The sequence below is a fragment of the Pseudomonas sp. SMV7 genome, from assembly GCF_052041995.1.
In the GTDB taxonomy this organism is placed as follows: domain Bacteria; phylum Pseudomonadota; class Gammaproteobacteria; order Pseudomonadales; family Pseudomonadaceae; genus Aquipseudomonas.
In genome coordinates this window covers 16,207-37,209 of record NZ_JBKGGT010000008.1, presented here as the reverse complement: position 1 = coordinate 37,209, position 21,003 = coordinate 16,207, and the positions used below count along the sequence as shown (strand labels likewise).

The 21,003-nt window shown below is 62.5% G+C and carries 19 protein-coding genes; 14 read left to right on the top strand and 5 right to left on the bottom strand.

The features are described 5' to 3' along the window. The first annotated feature begins 20 nt into the window (after nt 1–20). Complete coding sequence (xdhC, locus tag ACLEJP_RS12035) at nt 21–866, top strand: xanthine dehydrogenase accessory protein XdhC (RefSeq protein ID WP_289135828.1); 846 nt, start codon at nt 21–23, stop codon at nt 864–866. A gap of 10 nt (nt 867–876) precedes the next feature. Continuing rightward, nucleotides 877–2,181: a guanine deaminase gene (guaD, locus tag ACLEJP_RS12030; protein ID WP_440806655.1), complete on the top strand. Its 1,305-nt coding sequence runs from the start codon at nt 877–879 to the stop codon at nt 2,179–2,181. Here guaD and aqpZ read toward each other — a convergent pair. Further along, a complete protein-coding gene (aqpZ, locus tag ACLEJP_RS12025) occupies nt 2,178–2,876 on the bottom strand; it encodes an aquaporin Z (RefSeq protein WP_440806653.1) in 699 nt (232 codons plus the stop codon). The two genes, guaD and aqpZ, sit on opposite strands and share 4 nt — an antisense overlap. A 147-nt stretch (nt 2,877–3,023) precedes the next feature. Then, nucleotides 3,024–3,779 (bottom strand): GntR family transcriptional regulator, encoded by a 756-nt coding sequence (locus ACLEJP_RS12020; protein ID WP_186674849.1) that lies wholly within the window; start codon nt 3,777–3,779, stop codon nt 3,024–3,026. A gap of 283 nt (nt 3,780–4,062) precedes the next feature. On the opposite strand from ACLEJP_RS12020, the gene ACLEJP_RS12015 reads away from it, so the two are divergent. Further along, nucleotides 4,063–5,412, top strand: a complete 1,350-nt coding sequence (locus tag ACLEJP_RS12015) for an NCS2 family permease (protein WP_170030995.1) — start codon at nt 4,063–4,065, stop codon at nt 5,410–5,412. A gap of 274 nt (nt 5,413–5,686) precedes the next feature. Here ACLEJP_RS12015 and uraH read toward each other — a convergent pair whose 3' ends face one another. Then, the gene (gene uraH, locus ACLEJP_RS12010; protein ID WP_440806651.1) at nt 5,687–6,040 is read right to left on the bottom strand and encodes a hydroxyisourate hydrolase; all 354 of its coding nucleotides are present in this window, start codon (nt 6,038–6,040) and stop codon (nt 5,687–5,689) included. Nucleotides 6,041–6,448: 408 nt separating this feature from the next. On the opposite strand from uraH, the gene puuE reads away from it, so the two are divergent. The 8 genes from puuE (at nt 6,449) to ACLEJP_RS11970 (ending at nt 15,810) form a co-directional block, all read left to right on the top strand. After that, entirely contained in the window at nt 6,449–7,375 is a 927-nt protein-coding gene (gene puuE, locus ACLEJP_RS12005; RefSeq protein ID WP_440806649.1) for an allantoinase PuuE, read from the top strand. After that, the gene (gene uraD / locus ACLEJP_RS12000) at nt 7,375–7,890 is read left to right on the top strand and encodes a 2-oxo-4-hydroxy-4-carboxy-5-ureidoimidazoline decarboxylase (RefSeq protein WP_440806646.1); all 516 of its coding nucleotides are present in this window, start codon (nt 7,375–7,377) and stop codon (nt 7,888–7,890) included. Before puuE ends, uraD begins: the two co-directional genes overlap by 1 nt. Nucleotides 7,891–7,947: 57 nt before the next feature. Further along, nucleotides 7,948–8,451 carry an ureidoglycolate lyase gene (locus ACLEJP_RS11995; RefSeq protein ID WP_056801462.1) on the top strand — a complete coding sequence of 168 codons (504 nt, stop codon included), beginning with the start codon at nt 7,948–7,950 and terminating at the stop codon, nt 8,449–8,451. 59 nt (nt 8,452–8,510) lie between these two features. Next, the gene (locus tag ACLEJP_RS11990; RefSeq protein WP_440806644.1) at nt 8,511–9,839 is read left to right on the top strand and encodes a urate hydroxylase PuuD; all 1,329 of its coding nucleotides are present in this window, start codon (nt 8,511–8,513) and stop codon (nt 9,837–9,839) included. Nucleotides 9,840–10,048: 209 nt separating this feature from the next. After that, nucleotides 10,049–11,401, top strand: a complete 1,353-nt coding sequence (locus ACLEJP_RS11985) for a nucleobase:cation symporter-2 family protein (protein WP_170031005.1) — start codon at nt 10,049–10,051, stop codon at nt 11,399–11,401. 153 nt (nt 11,402–11,554) lie between these two features. Continuing rightward, a complete protein-coding gene (locus tag ACLEJP_RS11980; protein WP_440806641.1) occupies nt 11,555–12,340 on the top strand; it encodes an outer membrane protein OmpK in 786 nt (261 codons plus the stop codon). Nucleotides 12,341–12,690: 350 nt separating this feature from the next. Then, nucleotides 12,691–13,473 (top strand): outer membrane protein OmpK, encoded by a 783-nt coding sequence (locus ACLEJP_RS11975; RefSeq protein ID WP_289135815.1) that lies wholly within the window; start codon nt 12,691–12,693, stop codon nt 13,471–13,473. A 393-nt stretch (nt 13,474–13,866) separates the two neighbouring features. After that, nucleotides 13,867–15,810, top strand: a complete 1,944-nt coding sequence (locus ACLEJP_RS11970) for an LTA synthase family protein (RefSeq protein ID WP_440806639.1) — start codon at nt 13,867–13,869, stop codon at nt 15,808–15,810. Here the strand turns inward: ACLEJP_RS11970 and ACLEJP_RS11965 are convergent. Continuing rightward, the gene (locus tag ACLEJP_RS11965; protein ID WP_289135811.1) at nt 15,800–16,708 is read right to left on the bottom strand and encodes a DUF808 domain-containing protein; all 909 of its coding nucleotides are present in this window, start codon (nt 16,706–16,708) and stop codon (nt 15,800–15,802) included. The genes ACLEJP_RS11970 and ACLEJP_RS11965 overlap by 11 nt on opposite strands. A 132-nt stretch (nt 16,709–16,840) precedes the next feature. Between ACLEJP_RS11965 and ACLEJP_RS11960 the strand changes: the two genes are divergently transcribed. Further along, on the top strand, nt 16,841–17,452 hold the full coding sequence (locus ACLEJP_RS11960) for a TetR/AcrR family transcriptional regulator (protein ID WP_013973538.1): 612 nt from the start codon (nt 16,841–16,843) through the stop codon (nt 17,450–17,452). A 118-nt stretch (nt 17,453–17,570) separates the two neighbouring features. Here ACLEJP_RS11960 and ACLEJP_RS11955 read toward each other — a convergent pair whose 3' ends face one another. Further along, nucleotides 17,571–18,011: a GlcG/HbpS family heme-binding protein gene (locus ACLEJP_RS11955; RefSeq protein ID WP_170031013.1), complete on the bottom strand. Its 441-nt coding sequence runs from the start codon at nt 18,009–18,011 to the stop codon at nt 17,571–17,573. Between the two features lie 256 nt (nt 18,012–18,267). Here ACLEJP_RS11955 and gcl point away from each other — a divergent pair, with 256 nt between their 5' ends. Then, entirely contained in the window at nt 18,268–20,043 is a 1,776-nt protein-coding gene (gcl, locus tag ACLEJP_RS11950; RefSeq protein WP_170031015.1) for a glyoxylate carboligase, read from the top strand. Nucleotides 20,044–20,112: 69 nt separating this feature from the next. Next, nucleotides 20,113–20,895, top strand: a complete 783-nt coding sequence (gene hyi / locus ACLEJP_RS11945; RefSeq protein ID WP_440806633.1) for a hydroxypyruvate isomerase — start codon at nt 20,113–20,115, stop codon at nt 20,893–20,895. Nucleotides 20,896–21,003 lie beyond the last annotated feature (108 nt).

Here is a 21,003-nt window from a genome sequence, read left to right as displayed (position 1 = left end):
TCCTGAAGAGGATCTGCATCATGCACCAATGGATCAACGCCCTCGCCGACCACCAGTCCCGTGGCGAAGCCTGCGTGCTGGTCACCATCATCGAGGAGCGCGGCTCGACCCCGCGCAACGCTGGCTCGAAAATGGTCGTCAGCGCCACCGGCCTGTTCGACACCATCGGCGGCGGCCACCTGGAATACAAGGCGCTGCACATCGCCCGGCAGATGCTTGCGGAGCAACGCAGCACCCCGCACCTGGAGCGCTTCAGCCTCGGCGCCAGCCTGGGCCAGTGCTGCGGCGGCGTCACCGTGCTGCTGTTCGAACCCATGGCCGCGGTACAGGCGCAGATCGCCGTGTTCGGCGCGGGCCATGTCGGCCGCGCTCTGGTACCCTTGCTCGCCGCGCTGCCCTGCCGGGTGCGCTGGATCGATTCGCGCGAGCAGGAATTCCCGGCGCTGGTGCCCGACGGGGTAACCAAGGTGGTCAGCGAGGAACCGGTCGACGAAGTCGCAGGCCTGCCACCGGGCTGCTACTGCATCGTCATGACCCACAACCACCAGCTCGACCTGGAGTTGACCGCGGCCATCCTCAAGCGCAACGACTTCACCTGGTTCGGCCTGATCGGCTCGAAGACCAAACGGGTCAAGTTCGAACACCGCCTGCGCGAACGCGGCTACGACGATGCCGTGCTGGCGCGCATGCGCTGCCCGATGGGCCTGGCCGAGGTCAAGGGCAAGCTGCCCATCGAGATCGCCGTGTCCATCGCCGCCGAGATCATCGCCACCTACAACGCCTGCTTCGGCCAGCACGACGCTGCGGCCAATGCCGGCCCCATTGCCCAGTTGCTGCCGCCCTCCCGGCGCAGCCAAGCCCATTGACGAGTGTGTTATGACCGTTACCCGCAAAGCCTACCGTGCCGCCATCCTGCACAGCATCGCCGACCCGGCCGAGGTGGGCCTGGAAGCTTCCCATGAGTATTTCGAGGACGGCCTGCTGGTAGTCGACGATGGCCGTGTTCGCGCCGTCGGCCATGCCAGCGAACTGCTGCCGAGCCTGGATGCCGACATCCCGGTCGAGCACTACCAGGACGCGTTGATCACCCCTGGCTTCATCGACACCCATATCCACTTCCCGCAGACCGGCATGATCGGTTCCTACGGCGAACAGCTGCTGGACTGGCTGAATACCTACACCTTCCCTTGCGAAAAACAGTTTGCCGACAAGGATCACGCCGACCAGGTCGCGAAGATCTTCCTCAAGGAACTGCTGCGCAACGGCACCACCACTGCGCTGGTGTTCGGCAGCGTGCACCCGGAGTCGGTCAATGCCCTGTTCGAAGAGGCCGAGCGCCTCGACCTGCGCCTGATCGCCGGCAAGGTGATGATGGACCGCAACGCGCCGGACTACCTGACCGACACCGCCGAGTCCGGCTACGCCGAAAGCAAGGCCCTGATCGAGCGCTGGCATGGCAAGGGCCGCCTGCACTATGCCGTCACCCCGCGTTTCGCCCCGACCAGCACCCCGCAACAGCTGACCCTCGCCGGGCAGTTGCTCAAGGAACACCCGGGCGTGTACCTGCACACGCACCTGTCGGAAAATCTCAAGGAAATCGATTGGGTCAAGTCGCTGTTCCCCGAGCAGAAGGGCTACCTCGACGTATACGACCACTTCGAGCTGCTGGGCGAGCGCTCGGTGTTCGCCCACGGCGTGCACCTGTGCGACGAGGAATGCCAGCGCCTGGCCGAGACCGGCTCGGCCGTGGCCTTCTGCCCCACCTCCAACCTGTTCCTCGGCAGCGGCCTGTTCAACCTGCCGCAGGCCGAACGCTTCAAGGTCAATGTGGGCCTGGGCACCGACGTCGGCGCCGGAACCAGCTTCTCGCTGCTCAACACCCTCAACGAAGCGTACAAGGTGATGCAGCTGCAGGGCGCGCGCCTGCACCCGTACAAGTCGCTGTACCTGGCCACCCTGGGCGGTGCCCGGGCGCTACGCCTGGACGACCGCATCGGCAGCCTGCGCCCGGGTAACGATGCCGACTTCGTGGTGCTGGACTACAAGGCCACGCCACTGCTGGACTACCGGATCCAGCAGTCCAACAGCATTGAAGAGACGCTGTTCGTGCTGACCACCCTGGGCGACGATCGCACCGTGCGCGAAACCTACGCCGCCGGGCGTTGCGTGCACCAGCGTTAAGGTTCTTTTGCCAGGCCTCGGTACAGCGAGCCGCCGATTGCAGCACCGATCAGCGGCGCTACCCAGAACAGCCACAGCTGTTGCAGCGCCCAGCCACCGACAAACAAGGCCGGCCCCGTGCTGCGCGCGGGGTTGACCGAGGTATTGGTCACCGGGATCGAGATCAAGTGAATCAGCGTCAGGGCCATGCCGATGGCGATTGGCGCAAAGCCTGCCGGCGCGCGCACGTCGGTGGCGCCCATGATCACCACCAGGAACATCGCCGTCATCACTACCTCACTGACAAAGCCTGCCCCCAGCGAGTAGCCGCCGGGCGAGTGGTCGGCGTAGCCATTGGAGGCCAGGCCTGATGACAGTTCAAAACCTGCCTTGCCACTGGCGATGAAATAGATGACCGCTGCCGCCAGGATCGCACCGGCCACCTGGGCGACCACGTAGGGCAGCAGCTCCCTGGCCGGAAAGCGCCCACCCACCACCAATCCGAACGACACCGCGGGGTTGAGATGACAGCCAGAGATATGGCCAATGGCGAACGCCATGGTCAGCACGGTGAGACCGAAGGCGAAAGCCACACCGAGAACACCAATGCCAATGGGGGAACTGGCTGCGAGCACCGCACTGCCACAGCCACCCAGCACCAGCCAGAAGGTGCCAACCAGCTCGGCACCCATGCGCACACCCAGAGACGTAGTCATGGACCTCTCCTCAAGTAGTTGAACGCAAAATGCGCAAGCCCAACCACATTGAAAAGGGGTTTGCAACTAGTAAATCTATCAGGTGTACGGCCAAAGGCCAGCAAGAAAAAGGGCCGCATGGCGGCCCCTTCGCTTCCAGGCAAACGATCAACCCTTGGCGGCTACCTTGGGCTTCTTCAGCAGGTGCGAAAACACCGCATGCAGGTCGTCCGAGGCGCTTTCCTCGTCCAGGTTCAGCTTGCTGTCGATGTGGTCCATGTGGTGCATCATCAGGCTCACGGCCTGCTCGGCATCACGCGCTTCGATGGCATCGATCAGCTGCATGTGTTCGTCGTACGAGCAGTGCGAGCGGTTGCCGCTTTCGTACTGGGCAATGATCAGCGAGGTCTGCGATACCAGGCTGCGCTGGAAGCTGACCAGCGGCGCGTTACCCGCAGCCTCTGCCAGCTTGAGGTGGAACTCGCCGGACAGGCGGATGCCGGCGCCCCGGTCACCACGGGAAAAACTGTCGCGCTCGTCACGCACCATCTGCCGCAGTTCGTTGAGCTGCTCTGGCGTGGCGTGCTGCACCGCCAGCTCGGTGATGGCCCGCTCGACCATGCGCCGCGAGAAGAACACCTGACGGGCTTCCTCCACCGTGGGGCTGGCCACCACTGCGCCACGGTTCGGCCGCAGCAGCACCACGCTTTCGTGGGCCAGGCGCGACAAGGCACGGCGGATGATGGTGCGGCTGACGCCGAAGATCTCGCCCAGCGCTTCCTCGCTCAACTTGGTGCCCGGAGCCAGACGCTGCTCGAGGATCGCCTCGAAAATATGCGCGTAGACGATGTCGTCCTGGGTACCACTGCGGCCGGCCTTGCCGTTGCGCGCAGGTTTCTTCAGAGGTTGCAGCTGTTCGTTCATGGGCTCTCGAGGCACGAAGGAAAGTATGGCGCCATTGTACACAGGCTGAGCCGATTCTGCAGGTGGCCTTTTACCTATATAGCCGTTGTACGCCACATTGCGCACACAAAAGATAAAACATTATTTGCATTCTTTGTACACAAAAGCATAATCCCCCGAGCAGCTTCTTGACCTGCAAGTCAACAAAAGCGGTCAGACGTCTGCCTTCCCTCGCGGGGCCGCCAAGTGCATTGCGCAGGAACCGGGCCCAAGAACAACAAGAAAGACTTGAGGAGTACCTGCTGTGGAAAGCCGCAAATCCGAAGCCCCTACGCTGGATCTCGCCCCACCGCTCGAAACGAGCTGGCTGGAGCGGATTTTCAAACTCAAGCAACACGGCAGTACCGTCAGGACCGAACTGATCGCCGGGGTGACCACCTTCATCACCATGGCCTACATCATCTTCGTCAACCCCAACATCATGGCCGACGCCGGCATCGACCACGGCGCCGCCTTCGTCGCCACCTGCATCGCCGCCGCGCTGGGCTGCCTGCTGATGGGCCTGTATGCCAACTGGCCGGTGGGCCTGGCGCCCGGCATGGGCCTCAACGCCTTCTTCACCTACACCGTGGTCGGCACCATGGGCTACAACTGGGAAACGGCACTCGGGGCAGTGTTCGTCTCCGGCGTGCTGTTCATGTTCCTGACCTTGTCGAAAGTGCGCGAATGGTTGCTCAACAGCATCCCGGTCAGCCTGCGCCATGCCATGGGGGCCGGCGTCGGACTGTTTCTCGGGCTGATCGGCCTGAAGACCGCTGGCATCATCGTCGACAGCCCCGCCACCCTGATCAAGCTGGGCTCGCTGCACGAGCCGGGGCCGCTGCTGGCGGCGCTGTGCTTCCTGCTGATCGCCATCCTCAGCTACAAGCGGGTGTTCGGCGCGATCCTGATCAGCATCATCGGTGTCACCCTGGCGGGCTGGGGCCTGGGCCTGGTCAAGTTCGGCGGGGTGATGTCGATGCCGCCGAGCCTGGCCCCGACCTGGATGGCCATGGATGTCGCCGGGGTGTTCAACGTCAGCATGATCAGCGTGGTGCTGGCATTCCTCTTCGTGCACATGTTCGACACCGCTGGCACCCTGATGGGCGTGGCGCAGCGGGCCAACCTGGTGGCGCCGGACGGGCGCATCGAAAACCTGTCGCGGGCGCTGAAGGCCGACAGTGCTTCGAGCGTGTTCGGTGCCGTGGTCGGTGTGCCGCCGGTGACCAGCTATGTGGAGAGTGCTGCGGGGGTTGCCGCAGGTGGCCGCACCGGGCTGACGGCAGTGGTGGTCGGCGTGCTGTTCATTGCCGCGATGTTCTTCGCGCCACTGGCCGGGATGATTCCCGCCTACGCGACTGCCGGTGCGCTGATCTACGTGGCGATGCTGATGATGGGCAGCATGGCCCACATCCATTGGGACGAGGCTACCGACAGCATCCCGGCGATAGTGACGGTGATCATGATGCCGCTGACCTTCTCCGTCGCCGATGGTATCGCCCTGGGCTTCATCAGCTACGTGGCGCTGAAGGCGGGTACCGGCAAGTACAAGGAAATCTCGGCCAGCCTGTGGGTGCTGTGCGCGATCTTCATTGCCAAGTTCGTGTTCCTCTGACCCCTGCTGCACCAACCAAGGGCGCTTCGGCGCCCTTTCTTCATTTGCCCGGCATCAATCTGCTGTGGCTCTGGCAGGAGCGGATTCATCCGCGAAGCAGGCGGCGCGATGGCTGGCACCGGCTGTGCCGGTGATCGCGGCTGAAGCCGCTCCGGCAAGGGCCCGCGCTACCGATCAGATGGCAGCTGGCTGGCCGGCGACAAATAGCAGACGAAAAAAAGCCCGCCAGTGTGAGAGCGGGCCAAGGACCTACGAAGATTCTTCTAGCGACCAACTAGCTTCCACGATAGGTCGAATAGCTGTACGGCGAGATCAGCAGTGGTACGTGGTAGTGCTCTTGCTGCTGGTCAATGCCAAAACGCAGCACGACAACATCCAGGAACGCCTGGGCCGGCAGTTGCACGCCGCGGGCGCGGTAGTAATCGCCGACGCTGAACTGCAGCTGGTAGACGCCGGTGCGGTAGTCGTCACCCTGCAGCAGCGGCGCGTCGACGCGGCCATCGCTGTTGGTCACGGCAGTGGTCACCAGCTCCAGCTGCTGGCCTTCGACACGGTACAACTCGACCTTGATCGAGCTGCCCGGGCAGCCATGCGCGGCATCCAGTACGTGTGTGGTCAAACGTCCCATTGCTTGTCGCCTCTTGTTCAATCTGTGGGCAAAAAATACACGGCCAGCATCACGGCAAAGGCCGTCGATGCACGGGAAGGCCACCATTAAGACATTTGAGCGAAAGATTGTACACAATTTTTTAAACCCATTCGCTTGACCAGGCGTTTCGCGCCCAGCCGCTTCCTTTTGCTGGCAAATACACGGGCAACTCAGGCTCCGAGCCGACGACAACGTCACAAGCTGACCAATCAGGCAGGTTTCTTGCAATGAAATTCCGGGCCGCTGCCAAGCGACAAAAGGGCAGAAATGCGGAAAAACAGGCTTACAAAAGATTTCAGAAGTTGTATACAATCAGCCCATCCGGTGGTGCGACATCCCGACGCGGCCCGCCCACCCCCGCACAAACGCACAAGAAGGAAGACTGCAGTGAGCGCTGACTATCCTCGCGACCTGATCGGTTACGGCAACAACCCTCCTCACCCGCAATGGCCGGGCAACGCTCGCATCGCGCTGTCTTTCGTCCTCAACTATGAAGAAGGCGGCGAACGCAACATTCTGCACGGGGACAGGGAATCTGAAGCGTTCCTCTCTGAAATGGTCGCCGCCCAGCCGCTGCAGGGCGTGCGCAACATGAGCATGGAATCGCTCTACGAGTACGGCAGCCGCGCCGGCGTGTGGCGCCTGCTGAAGCTGTTCAAGGACAGCGGCGTCCCGCTGACCATCTTCGCCGTGGCCATGGCCGCCCAGCGCCACCCCGACGTGATCCGTGCCATGGTCGAAGCCGGCCATGAGATCTGCAGCCACGGCTACCGCTGGATCGACTACCAGTACATGGACGAGGCCCAGGAGCGCGAGCACATGCTCGAAGCCATCCGCATCCTCACCGAAATCACCGGCGAACGCCCGCTGGGCTGGTACACCGGCCGCACCGGCCCGAATACCCGCCGCCTGGTGATGGAGGAAGGTGGCTTCCTCTACGACAGCGACACCTATGACGACGACCTGCCCTACTGGGAGCCGAACACCCCCACCGGCAAGCCGCACCTGGTGATCCCCTACACCCTCGACACCAACGACATGCGCTTCACCCAGGTACAAGGCTTCAACTGCGGCGAGCAGTTCTTCCAGTACCTCAAGGACGCCTTCGATGTGCTGTACGCCGAAGGTGCCGAAGCACCGAAAATGCTGTCGATCGGCCTGCATTGCCGCCTGGTCGGGCGCCCGGCGCGCCTGGCCGCGCTGAAGCGCTTCGTCGACTACGCCAAGAGCCATGACCAGGTCTGGTTTGCCCGTCGCGTGGACATCGCCCGCCACTGGCATACCACCCACCCGTACCAGAAAGAGAACGCCTGATGACCGCTTTCAAGACCCTCAAGCCATCCGCCCTGGACCGTGAAGCCTTCGTCAAGGCCTTCGCCGACATCTACGAGCACTCGCCGTGGGTTGCGGAAAAGGCCTACGACCTGGGCCAGCTGGCTGAACTGGACGAGATCGAGGCGCTGCACCAGCGCATGAGCGACATCCTGCTCAGCGCCAGCCACGCCGAGCAGCTGGCGCTGATCAACGCGCACCCGGACCTGGCTGGCAAGGCGGCTATCCAGGGCGAACTGACCGAGTCGAGCACCAACGAGCAGGCCGGCGCCGGTATCCACCAGTGCACCGCCGAAGAATTCGCCCGTTTCACCGAGCTGAACGACGCCTACAAGGCCAAATTCCAGTTCCCGTTCATCATGGCGGTAAAAGGCAGCAACCGGCACCAGATCCTCGCCGCTTTCGAACAGCGCATCCACAACGACGCCGATGCCGAATTCAAGGAAGCCCTGGCGCAGATCAACCTGATCGCCCTGTTCCGCCTGCTGCAGCTGTAACCGGCGCGGCAACGCTTGAACCTGAACCAGAACAACGAACATAGAAGAGATATCCGCATGCGCACCCTGATGATCGAGCCCCTGAGCAAAGAAGCCTTCGCCCCCTTCGGAGACGTGATCGAAACCGATGGCAGCGACCACTTCATGATCAACAACGGCTCGACCATGCGCTTCCACAAGCTCGCCACGGTGGAAACCGCCGAGCCTGAAGACAAGGCGATCATCAGCATCTTCCGCGCCGACGCGCTGGACATGCCGCTGACCGTGCGCATGCTGGAACGCCATCCGCTGGGCAGCCAGGCTTTCATCCCGCTGCTCGGCAACCCCTTTCTGATCGTGGTCGCGCCGGTTGGCGATGCACCTGTATCAGGCTTGGTCCGGGCCTTCCGCAGTAATGGCAGGCAGGGCGTTAATTACCATCGCGGCGTCTGGCACCACCCGGTGCTGACGATCGAAAAGCGGGATGACTTCCTGGTGGTTGATCGCAGCGGTTCTGGCAACAACTGCGACGAGCATTACTTCACCGAGGAACAGATGCTGATCCTCAATCCCCACCAATAAGAAAAGGTCGGTCATGCAACGGCCCAGCCTGAGCGGGTGACCGGCAAGAGGTACATACTGTGGAAGCACACCTTCACGAATGGCTGAACCTGAGCATTCGCTGGGTTCACATGATCACCGGTATCGCCTGGATCGGTGCATCGTTCTATTTCGTCTGGCTGGAAAACAACCTGAACCGGAGCAATCCGCGCGAAGGGCTGTCGGGTGACCTCTGGGCCATCCACGGCGGTGGTATCTACCACCTTGAAAAGTACAAGCTGGCGCCGCCGAAAATGCCCGAGAACCTGCACTGGTTCAAATGGGAAGCCTACTTCACCTGGATGTCCGGTATCGCCCTGCTGTGCGTGGTGTTCTACTGGAACCCGGCGCTGTACCTGCTGGCCCCTGGCAGCAGCCTGAGCGGTGCCGAGGGCGTGGCCATCGGTATCGGCTCGCTGATCGCCAGCTGGTTCATCTACGACTTCCTGTGCGACTCGCCCCTGGGCAAGAAGCCAGCGCTGCTCGGCGGTGTGCTGTTCGTGCTGATCATCGCCGCGTGCTGGGGCTTCAGCCTGGTGTTCAGTGGCCGTGGTGCGTACCTGCACACCGGCGCGATCATCGGCACCATCATGGTCGGCAACGTGTTCCGCATCATCATGCCGGCGCAGCGCCAGCTGGTGGCCGCGATCGAGAACAACACCACCCCTGACCCGGTACTGCCGGCCAAGGGCCTGTTGCGCTCGCGCCACAACAACTACTTCACCCTGCCAGTGCTGTTCATCATGATCAGCAACCACTTCCCGAGCACCTACGGCAGCCAGTACAACTGGCTGATCCTGGCCGGTATTGCAGTAGCCGCGGTACTCATCCGCCACTATTTCAACACCCGCCATGACAGCAACAAGTACGCCTGGACCCTGCCGGTCGGCGCCCTGGCGATGATCTGCCTGGCCTACGTGACCGGCCCCAAGCCGATCGCCAGCAGCCCTGAGCAGGCCGCAGCGAAGGTCGAGTACCAGCCGCTGCCGGCGACCGCTGTCGGTGGCAAGACCGCTGCCGAGCAACGTGCCGAGGACGCCGCCAAGGCTGCCGCTGCGCCCGCCGCGCCCGCCGAAGCCCCAGCCCAGGCCACGGCCCAGGCAGGCGGCGAGAGCTTCGACAAGATCCACAATGTCATCCAGGAACGCTGCACCGTGTGCCACTCGTCCAAGCCGACCAGCCCACTGTTCAGCAGCGCGCCTGCCGGCGTGATGTTCGACACCCCGCAGCAGATCCAGGCCCAGGCCGCGCGCATCCAGGCGCAAGCGGTCGCCAGCCAGATCATGCCGCTGGGCAACATCACCCAGATGACCACCGAAGAGCGCAAGCTCGTCGGTGACTGGATCGCCAAAGGCGCGCCGGTCAACTGAAACACCCCTGTCGGGACAACACCGCTTCCTGTGGGAGCGGGTTTACCCGCGAAGAGGCCGGCACATCCGGCCTCGAACCCGAAGATTGATGCAACAAGCAAGCATCGAGCGTCAGCCCCAGGCGGGAACCCCAGGCTCTGCACAGCGTGAGCCTGCCGCTTGGTGCCGGCGCTTGGATCCGAGAATAAAAACAAAACTCGAGGTGCTGCATGTCCGAGTCACGCAAGGCGTATATCCCTGTTGCGCCGCCGCGAGAGCCCTTGCCCCTGCTCCAGCTGATCCTGGTTGGCCTGCAACATGTCCTGCTGATGTACGGCGGCGCGATCGCCGTCCCCCTGATCATCGGCCAGGCCGCCGGCCTGTCCCGTGAAGAAGTCGCTTTCCTGATCAACGCCGACCTGCTGGTAGCGGGTGTCGCCACCATCATCCAGTCATTCGGTATCGGCCCGGTGGGCATCCGCATGCCGGTGATGATGGGGGCCAGTTTCGCTGCCGTCGGCAGCATGGTGGCCATGGCCGGCATGCCCGGCGTGGGCCTGCAGGGGATCTTCGGCGCGACCATCGCCGCCGGGTTCTTCGGCATGCTGATCGCGCCGTTCATGTCCAAGGTCGTACGGTTCTTCCCACCCCTGGTCACCGGCACGGTGATCACCTCGATCGGCCTGTCGCTGTTCCCGGTGGCAGTCAACTGGGCCGGTGGCGGCCAGCAGGCAGGCACCTTCGGTGCGCCGATCTTCCTGTTGGTGGCCGGCCTGGTGCTGGCGGTGATCCTGCTGATCAACCGCTTCATGCGTGGGTTCTGGGTCAACGTGTCGGTGCTGGTCGGCATGGGCCTGGGCTACATCCTCGCCGGCGCCATCGGCATGGTCGACCTGTCGGGCCTGGGCCAGGCACCGTGGCTGCAAGTGGTCACCCCACTGCACTTCGGCATGCCGACCTTCAGCCTGGCACCGATCCTGTCCATGTGCCTGGTGGTGGTGATCATCTTCGTCGAGTCCACCGGCATGTTCCTGGCGCTGGGCAAGGTGACCGGCCGCGAAGTCACCCCAGGCATGCTGCGTCGCGGCCTGTTGTGCGACGCCGGGGCCTCCTTCGTCGCCGGCTTCTTCAACACGTTCACCCACTCCTCGTTCGCCCAGAACATCGGCCTGGTGCAGATGACCGGGGTACGCTGCCGCTACGTCACCGTGGTGGCCGGCGCGCTGCTGATCCTGCTCAGCCTGCTGCCCAAGGCGGCCTTGCTGATTGCCTCGATCCCGCCTGCGGTACTGGGCGGCGCCTCCATCGCCATGTTCGGCATGGTTACCGCCACCGGGATCAAGATTCTGCAAGAGGCGGACATCGGCGACCGCCGCAACCAGTTGCTGGTTGCCGTGAGCGTCGGCTTCGGGCTGATCCCCGTGGTGCGCCCGGAGTTCTTCGCCCAGATGCCGCAGTGGATGGAACCCATCACCCACAGTGGCATTGCCATGGCCACGGTCAGTGCCCTGGTGCTGAACGTGCTGTTCAACATCCTCGGCGGTGCCGATCGCGCGGCGCACAACGCCTGCCACCAGCACTGAAGCAAGCCGCCTCAAGCAACAGGGGGCGGCGCATTGCCGCCCCTGCCTCGACCTCGTCGTAAACGCTGCACCGTCGGCCCGCCGGAATGGGCCGCCCGGGGCGCCTGTGCGCCAAAAGAACCCAACAAAAACAATAAGTCCGGGAACCACAACATGAAACGCATCACCTCGTCCCTCTTGCTGGGCAGCAGCCTGCTGGCCACCCTCCCCGCCCACGCCGGGGAATGGCTGCAGTGGCACGGCGAAAGCCTGACCTACCTGTACGGCAAGGACTTCAAGGTCAACCCCCGCATCCAGCAGACGATCACCTTCGAGCACGCCAACAAATGGAAGTACGGCGACACGTTCATGTTCGTCGACAAGGTCTTCTACAACGGCAAGGCCGACCCGGGCAAAGGCGTCACCAGCTACTACGGCGAGTTCAGCCCGCGCCTGTCGCTGGGCAAGATCACCGGTCACACGTTCGAGCTGGGCCCGATCAAGGATGTGCTGGTCGCCATGACCTACGAGCGCGGCGAGGGCGACAACGAGGCCTACCTGATCGGCCCCGGCTTCGACCTGGCCATCCCCGGCTTCAACTATTTCACCCTGAATTTCTACCTGCGTAACACCGAAGGCAGCCGCCCCGGTGACAATGTCTGGCAGATCACCCCGGCCTGGTCCTACACCGTGCCGGTGGGCAAATCCGACATTCTGATCGACGGTTACATGGACTGGGTGGTGGACAACGACCAGACCCGTCGCGGGACCTACCACGCCAACCTGCAATTCAACCCGCAGGTCAAGTACGACCTGGGCAAGGCCCTTGGCCTGGGCGCCAAGCAGCTGTACGTGGGCATCGAGTACAGCTACTGGAAGGACAAGTACGGCATCGACAGCCAAGGCAACCTCGACAGCAACCAGAGCGTTACCAGTGCACTGGTCAAGGTGCACTTCTGAAAAACTGACCAAACGCACAAGTTTGGTCCGTCACGCTCCAGGACGGAGCACTTGAGGCAAGGCGCGCAAGCCAGTAATCTGCGCGCCCCCTCGATCAGGGCAGAAGGGATTCTGCCTGCGTTTACTGACCGCTCAGTCAATGAATTCGGGCGGTTGGCCAACGTGTTGCCAGCCTGAAAGACCCTTTTCATCCGTTCAGAACGAAGTCGAGCAGGAAGGTTTTGCCAGCCCGGGAAAGTTGGCTCAACCCTTGCCAAACAGCTGTGGCCTATCGAAAAAAACTGACTCGAAAGACAAAAAAAGCGCGATAACGCGCTGACAACAGATCAATCAAGGGAGCGAAACTCGCAATGCGTACCATCAACAGCCTGATCCTCGCCGGCGGCCTGCTGGCCTGCGGCACCACCTTCGGCGGCGACCTGCTGCAATGGCAGAACAACAGCCTGACCTACCTGTGGGGCAAGAACTTCAAGGTCAACCCGGCGATCCAGCAAACGGTTACCTTCGAGCATGCCGACGCCTGGAAGTACGGCGACAACTTCATCTTCGTCGACAAGATCTTCTACCAGGGCCAGAAAGACGCGGGCAATGGCCCGAATACCTACTACGGCGAGATCAGCCCGCGGCTGTCCTTCGGCAAGATCTTCGACCAGAAGCTCGAGTTCGGCCCGGTCAAGGACGTGTTGCTGGCGATGACCTACGAGTTCGGCGAGGGTGACACCGAGGCGTACCTGATCGGCCCCGGCTTCGACCTGGCTATCCCCGGCTTCGACTACTTCCAGCTGAACTTCTACAACCGCACCACCGATGGCAGCCGTGCCGGCGACAACGTGTGGCAGATTACCCCGGTGTGGTCGTACACCATCCCGGTCGGTTCTTCCGACGTGCTGATCGACGGCTTCATGGACTGGGTGGTGGACAACGACGAGAACCGTCGCGGCACCTACCAGGCTAACCTGCACTTCAACCCGCAGATCAAGTACGACCTGGGCAAGGCCTTGCACCTGGGTGAGAAGCAGTTGTACGTGGGTGTGGAATACGACTACTGGAAGAACAAGTACGGCATCAAGGACTCCGATGCCTTTACCACTGACCAGAACACCATGAGTTTCCTGGTGAAGGTGCACTTCTGATCGACTGATCCCCGACGGCGCCGTTATCCAACGGCGCCTTCAACTCGCACTTGTACGCATAAGCTTACAGGCCTTTCGGCACTTTCCAACTTGCGATAAAGTTGCCTATAAAGTATGCGCTTGAATAGCGATAGCGCCAGCGCCAGCATCACTGGCAACGATTTCACCTGGCACTGCAGCCTATGCCAAAGGTCCATACCAGCTCGACAAACAAGCCTTCGCCTCCTGACGTCGGTCAATGCACTGCGGGAAATCCCTGTCATGCCGGCGCACAACTTCTTGCACTAAAAACCGGCACGCTCAACGCACCGGCAATTTTTGACATTTTTTTTGCAAGCCATGAACTAACCTGCTTTTCTTCGCACAACAAAAGAAAGAAAACAGGCCAACTTCATGCGTAACACACTCGCTGCGCCATGGCGCTATCTGCTGTTAAACTGCGTACTCTGGTTCGGTATCTTCCTGCTCACACGCTTCCTGTTGCTGATCACTCATCTGGATGAGGTCGGTGGCAACTATGTGTCCATATTCTTCGACGGGGCAATCTACGACCTGAGCTTCCTGGTATATGCCGCATTGCCGCTAGGCCTGTACCTGTCGCTGTGTCCGAATGCCCTCTGGCGCACCCGCGCCCATCGCTGGCTGCTCGGTGCATCGCTGGTAGTCAGCCTGTTCGTCATGCTGTTCGTCGCGGTGGCAGAATGGCTGTTCTGGGACGAATTCGGCGTGCGCTTCAATTTCATCGCGGTCGACTACCTGATCTACTCCAAGGAGGTTCTGGACAACATCCGCGAGTCCTACCCGCTGCCGACACTGCTCAGCGCCATCGCCGTGGTTGCGTTGGTACTCGCCCTGATGCTGCGCAAGCCACTGTCCCAGGTGCTTGACGGCCCGCTCGCGAGCGGACGCCAGCGCCTGTTGGGTATCACCCTGCTGGCGGTACTGGGCGGTATGAACGGGTTGCTGGTCGACCAGCAATTTCCACGCGGCGAAGGTGGCAACGCCTACCAGCGTGAACTCGCCAGTAACGGCCCCTACCAGTTCTTCGCTGCGTTCCGTAACAACGAGCTGGACTACTCGCAGTTCTACGCCAGCATCGGTGCCAGTGACATCGGCGCGCAGATGCACCAGGAACTGGCCGAACCCAATGCCAGCTTCCAGGGGACGCAGCCCGAGGACATCCGCCGCCACATCAGCGCCAACGGCCAACCACGCAGGTTGAATGTCATTCTGGTGACTATCGAGAGCTTCAGTGCCAAGTACATGGGCAGCAACGGCGATCCGCGCAACCTGACACCGAATCTCGACGCCCTGCGTCGCGAGAGCCTGTACTTCAACAATTTCTACGCCACCGGCACCCGCACCGACCGGGGACTGGAAGCCATCACCCTGGCGATCCCGCCCACGCCAGGCCGCTCGATCGTCAAGCGCATCGGCCGTGAAAGCGGCTACGCCAGCCTTGGTCAGCAGTTGGCAGCCAAAGGCTACGACGCCGTGTTCGTCTACGGCGGACGCGGTTACTTCGACAACATGAATGCCTTCTTCAGCGGCAACGGCTACCGCATCGTCGACCAGAGCAGCGTCGATGAGAGCGATATCAGCTTCAAGAACGCCTGGGGCATGGCCGACGAAGACCTCTACCGGCAAACACTCAAGCTCGCCGATGCCGACTACGCCAGGCAGAAGCCATTTTTCCTGCAACTGATGACCACTTCGAATCACCGCCCCTACACCTACCCGGACGGCCGCATCGATATTCCTTCCGGTGAAGGACGCGAAGGTGCGGTGAAATACACCGACCATGCCATTGCGCAGTTCCTCGCGCAGGCCAAGGGCAAGCCGTGGTTCGACAACACCCTGTTCGTCTTCGTCGCCGACCATACGGCAGGCAGCGCAGGCGTCGAGGACCTGCCGGTGAACAACTACCAGATCCCGCTGTGGATCTACGCACCGAAACTGATCGCCCCCCGCGAAGAGGCCAAGCTGGCCAGCCAGATCGACCTTGCGCCTACCTTGCTGGGCCTGCTCAACTTCGACTACACCTCGACGTTCTTCGGCCGCGATCTGCTCAAGGACGACACCCTGCCACCACGCGTGTTGATCGGCAACTACCAGCATCTGGGCCTGTTCGACGGCAACGACCTGGCCATCCTCAGCCCGCGCGGCGGCATGCGTGTGCATGAGGATGCGCTGGGCAACAGCCGTGAAAGCCGGGCAACCCAGGACAACCCGCTGATCCGCCGCGCCATTGCCTATTATCAGAGTGCTGCCTACGGTTTCAGCGAGGGCCTGCTGGCCTGGAAGCCGAACCAGAGCGGCATGGCAGTCAACCCCTGACCGCCCGCCACAACTTACCGACCATGCTGACCGCGGCCAGTACCACGGCCCCGGCCAGCACGCCGGCCACGCCATTGAGCAAATTACTGGTCAGCACACCACCGCGCCCTTCGCTGAACGCCTCGATGGCGTGATGCAGCGGCACGATGCCATGCACCAGGATCCCGCCGCCGACCAGGAACATCGCCGCAGTACCGATCACCGACAGGCTCTTCATCATGTACGGCGCGGCCCACAAGATGCCGTTACCCACGGCCTGGGCCAGGCGGGATGCCTTGCGGGTCATCCACAGCCCGAGGTCATCGAGCTTGACGATGCCCCCCACCAGCCCGTACACACCGATGGTCATGACCACCGCAATGCCCGCCAGCACGATGACCTGTTGGCTCAATGGCGAATCGGCAACGATGCCCAGGGTAATGGCGATGATTTCCGCGGAAAGGATGAAGTCGGTGCGCACCGCGCCCTTGATCTTGCTTTTCTCGTACGCCACCAGGTCGACCTTGGCATCCGCCACCGCCTCCTTGCGCGCCTCATGCTGCGCCTCGTCCTCTGCCTTGCTGTGCAGGAACTTGTGCGCCAGCTTCTCGAAGCCCTCGAAGCACAGGTAGGCCCCGCCCAGCATCAGCAGCGGCGTCACCGCCCAAGGTATGAACGCACTGATCAACAGCGCCGCCGGTACCAGGATGGCCTTGTTCAGCAGCGACCCTTTGGCCACCGCCCACACCACCGGCAGTTCGCGGTCGGCACGCACGCCAGTGACCTGCTGGGCGTTCAGTGCCAGGTCATCGCCCAGCACACCTGCGGTCTTTTTTGCCGCTACCTTGGTCATCAGCGAGACGTCATCGAGCACCGTGGCGATGTCGTCGATCAGTACCAGTAGACTGCTTCCTGCCATGTTTGTCTGCTTCCGGATGAATGAATGCTGCCGATTCTAGCCCAAAGCCGCTGCCTTGAGCCCCCGTCGAGCCCGGTGCTACCATGCCCGATCCCTCTTAGAGGTGGCCAGACACGAGGAAGATCCCTGACCATGAGCACCATTCGCGAGCGCAACAAGGAACTGATCCTGCGCGCGGCCAGCGAGGAATTCGCCGACAAGGGCTTCGCCGCCACCAAGACCAGCGATATCGCGGCCAAGGCCGGCCTGCCCAAGCCGAACGTGTATTACTACTTCAAGTCCAAGGACAACCTCTACCGCGAGGTGCTGGAAAGCATCATCGCGCCGATCATGCAGGCGTCGACCCCGTTCAATGCCGACGGTGACCCGAAAGAAGTGCTGAGTGCCTACATTCGCTCGAAGATCCGCATTTCGCGCGACCTGCCGCATGCGTCCAAGGTGTTCGCCAGCGAGATCATGCACGGCGCCCCGCACCTGTCGCCGAACCAGGTAGCGCAGCTGAACGAGCAGGCCCGGCACAACATCGAGTGCATCCAGCGCTGGATCGACCGCGGGCAGATCGCCCATGTCGACGCGCATCACCTGATGTTCAGCATCTGGGCAGCGACCCAGACCTATGCCGATTTCGACTGGCAGATCTCGGCGGTGACCGGCAAGGCCAAGCTGGCCGACAGCGATTATGACGCGGCAGCCGAAACCATCATCCGCATGGTGCTCAAGGGTTGTGAGCCCGAAGTAGCCTGAGCCCCCAAAGGCCATTCGCGGGCACGCCCGCTCCCACAGGATCACCACAGTTCGGAAGCCTGTGGGGGCCCTGTGGGAGCGGGCGCGCCCGCGAAAGGTCGGAACAGGTAATAGAGCGCTAGGCTGCTACCCCAGCATCCGCGCGCAACCCCACCTCCTCGATCGCACTGATCGCACACTGCTCATCGATATCCGAGGTATCGCCGCTGATCCCCACCGCACCCAGCACCTTGCCGTCCTGATCACGCACCAGCACGCCACCCGGCGCCGGCACCACCGGCCGTTCACCCAAGCCGTTCAGTGCGGCAAAGAACGCTGGCCGTTGCTGCGCATCCAGCGCCAGCAAGCGCGAGCCCTTGCCCAGCGCAATCGCGCCCCAGGCCTTGCCAGTGGCCACCTGCGGGCGGATCAGGCTGGCACCGTCTTCACGCTGCAGCGCCAGCAGGTGGCCGCCGGCGTCCAGCACCGCCACGGTCAACGGAGCAGCATTGATCTTGCGGCCCGCCGCCAGCGCGGCATTCACCAGGCTGACCGCGACTTTCAGGTTCAAAGCGTTCATGGAAAGGTCCTCTTCTTGTTGTGAGAAGCCCTGAGGGCAGTTGAAAACAATAGGACCAATAGAACACAACGAGTTGATTTTTTGTATACAATATTTTGAAACGATCGTATGCGATGGCGCAAACGCCCGTTTTCTTGGGCGCTCGAACGAAAGCATCCGCTGCCGACGAAAACCCGTTGACCTGAGCGGCCAGCCATGAATACACTCTGGCGCAAAGCAAGTTGTATACAATTACAAAATCGATGAGGCACAAACCATGAGCAAAATGAGAGCAATCGATGCAGCCGTTCTGGTCATGCGCCGTGAAGGTGTAGATACCGCGTTCGGCATCCCGGGGGCTGCCATCAACCCGTTGTACTCGGCCCTGAAGAAAGTCGGTGGCATCGATCACGTCCTCGCTCGTCACGTCGAAGGCGCCTCGCACATGGCCGAGGGTTATACCCGCGCCAACCCGGGCAACATCGGCGTGTGCATCGGTACCTCCGGCCCGGCCGGCACCGACATGGTCACCGGCCTGTACAGTGCCTCGGCCGACTCCATCCCGATCCTTTGCATCACCGGCCAGGCGCCGCGCGCGCGCCTGCACAAGGAAGACTTCCAGGCAGTCGACATCACCAACATCGTCAAGCCGGTGACCAAGTGGGCCACTACCGTTCTGGAGCCAGGCCAGGTGCCTTATGCGTTCCAGAAAGCCTTCTATGAAATGCGCACCGGCCGCCCAGGCCCGGTACTGATCGACCTGCCGTTCGACGTGCAGATGGCCGAGATCGAATTCGACATCGACGCCTACGAACCGCTGCCCGTGCACAAGCCGTCCGCCACCCGCGTACAGGCCGAAAAAGCCCTGGCCCTGCTCAATGACGCCGAGCGCCCGTTGCTGGTCGCCGGTGGTGGCATCATCAACGCCGACGCCAGCGACAAGCTGGTCGAGTTCGCCGAACTGACCGGTGTACCGGTCATCCCGACCCTGATGGGCTGGGGCACCATCCCCGATGACCACGCGCAGATGGTCGGCATGGTCGGCCTGCAGACCTCGCACCGCTATGGCAACGCCACCCTGCTGAAATCCGACCTGGTGTTCGGCATCGGTAACCGTTGGGCCAACCGCCACACCGGCTCGGTCGACGTCTACACCGAAGGCCGCAAGTTCATCCACGTCGACATCGAACCGACCCAGATCGGCCGCGTGTTCACCCCGGACCTGGGTATCGTTTCCGACGCTGGCAAGGCGCTGGACGTGTTCCTCGAAGTGGCCCGTGAGTGGAAGGCTGCAGGCAAGCTGAAGTGCCGCAAGGCCTGGCTGGAAGACTGCCAGCAACGCAAGGCCAGCCTGCAGCGCAAGACCCACTTCGACAACGTGCCGGTCAAGCCGCAGCGCGTCTACGAAGAAATGAACCAGGTGTTCGGCAAGGACACCTGCTACGTCAGCACCATCGGCCTGTCGCAGATCGCCGGTGCGCAGTTCCTGCACGTGTACAAGCCACGCCACTGGATCAACTGCGGCCAGGCCGGCCCGCTGGGCTGGACCATCCCTGCCGCCCTGGGCGTGGTCAAGGCCGACCCGAAACGCAAGGTGGTCGCGCTGTCGGGTGACTACGACTTCCAGTTCATGATCGAAGAGCTGGCAGTGGGCGCGCAGTTCAACCTGCCGTATGTGCACGTGCTGGTGAACAACGCCTACCTGGGCCTGATCCGTCAGGCGCAGCGTGGCTTCGACATGGATTACTGTGTACAACTGGCGTTCGAGAACATCAACGCCACCGACGCCGCCACCTACGGTGTCGACCACGTTGCCGTGGTCGAGGGCCTGGGCTGCAAGGCCATCCGCGTGTTCGAGCCGGCAGACATCGCCCCTGCCCTGCTCAAGGCACAGAAGATGGCCGAAGAGTTCCGCGTGCCGGTGGTGGTCGAAGTGATTCTCGAGCGCGTGACCAACATTTCCATGGGCACCGAGATCAACGCGGTCAACGAATTCGAAGACCTGGCCCTGGTCGGAAACGACGCGCCAACCGCCATCTCGCTGCTCGACTGATCGCCTGACGCCCCCGCGCCGGCCCCTGTTGCAGGGGCGCCGGGGGCCTTCACCGCAAGGAGACACACCATGCCTCGCTTCGCTGCCAACCTGTCCATGCTGTTCACCGAGCAGGACTTCCTGGCCCGCTTCAAGGCTGCCGCCGATGCTGGTTTCAGCGGCGTCGAATACCTCTTCCCGTATGACTACAGCGCCACCGAGATCAAGCAGCAGCTGCAGGCCAACGGCCTGACCCAGGTGCTGTTCAACCTGCCGGCCGGCGACTGGGCCAAAGGCGAGCGTGGCATCGCCTGCCACCCGGACCGCGTCGCGGAGTTCCGCGCCGGGGTGGACAAGGCCATCGAATACGCCAAGGTGCTGGGCAACACCCAGGTCAACGCCCTGGCCGGCATTCGCCCACAAGGCCCGGACTGCGCCACCGTGCGCAAGACCTTCGTGGAGAACCTGCGCTACGCCGCCGACAAGCTGAAAGCCGCCGGGATCCGCCTGGTCATGGAAATGATCAACACCCGCGACATCCCCGGCTTCTACCTGAACACCACCAAACAGGCCCTGGAAATCCAGGCCGAAGTGGGCAGCGACAACCTGTTCCTGCAGTACGACATCTACCACATGCAGATCATGGAAGGTGACCTGGCGCGGACCATGGAAGCCAACCTGAAGCTGATCAACCACATCCAGCTGGCCGACAACCCGGGGCGCAACGAACCTGGCACCGGCGAGATCAACTACCGCTTCCTGTTCGAGCACCTGGACCGCATCGGCTACCAGGGCTGGGTGGGCGCGGAGTACAAGCCGCTGACCACCACCGAAGCGGGCCTGGGCTGGCTGAAGACCCATAACGCAATTTAAGAAACAACGCGGAACACTGTGGGAGCGGGCGTGCCCGCGAACACCGGCGAAGCCGGTGCCACCCACCGAGTTGTCTGCTTCGCGGGCAAGCCCGCTCCCACAGGGGGG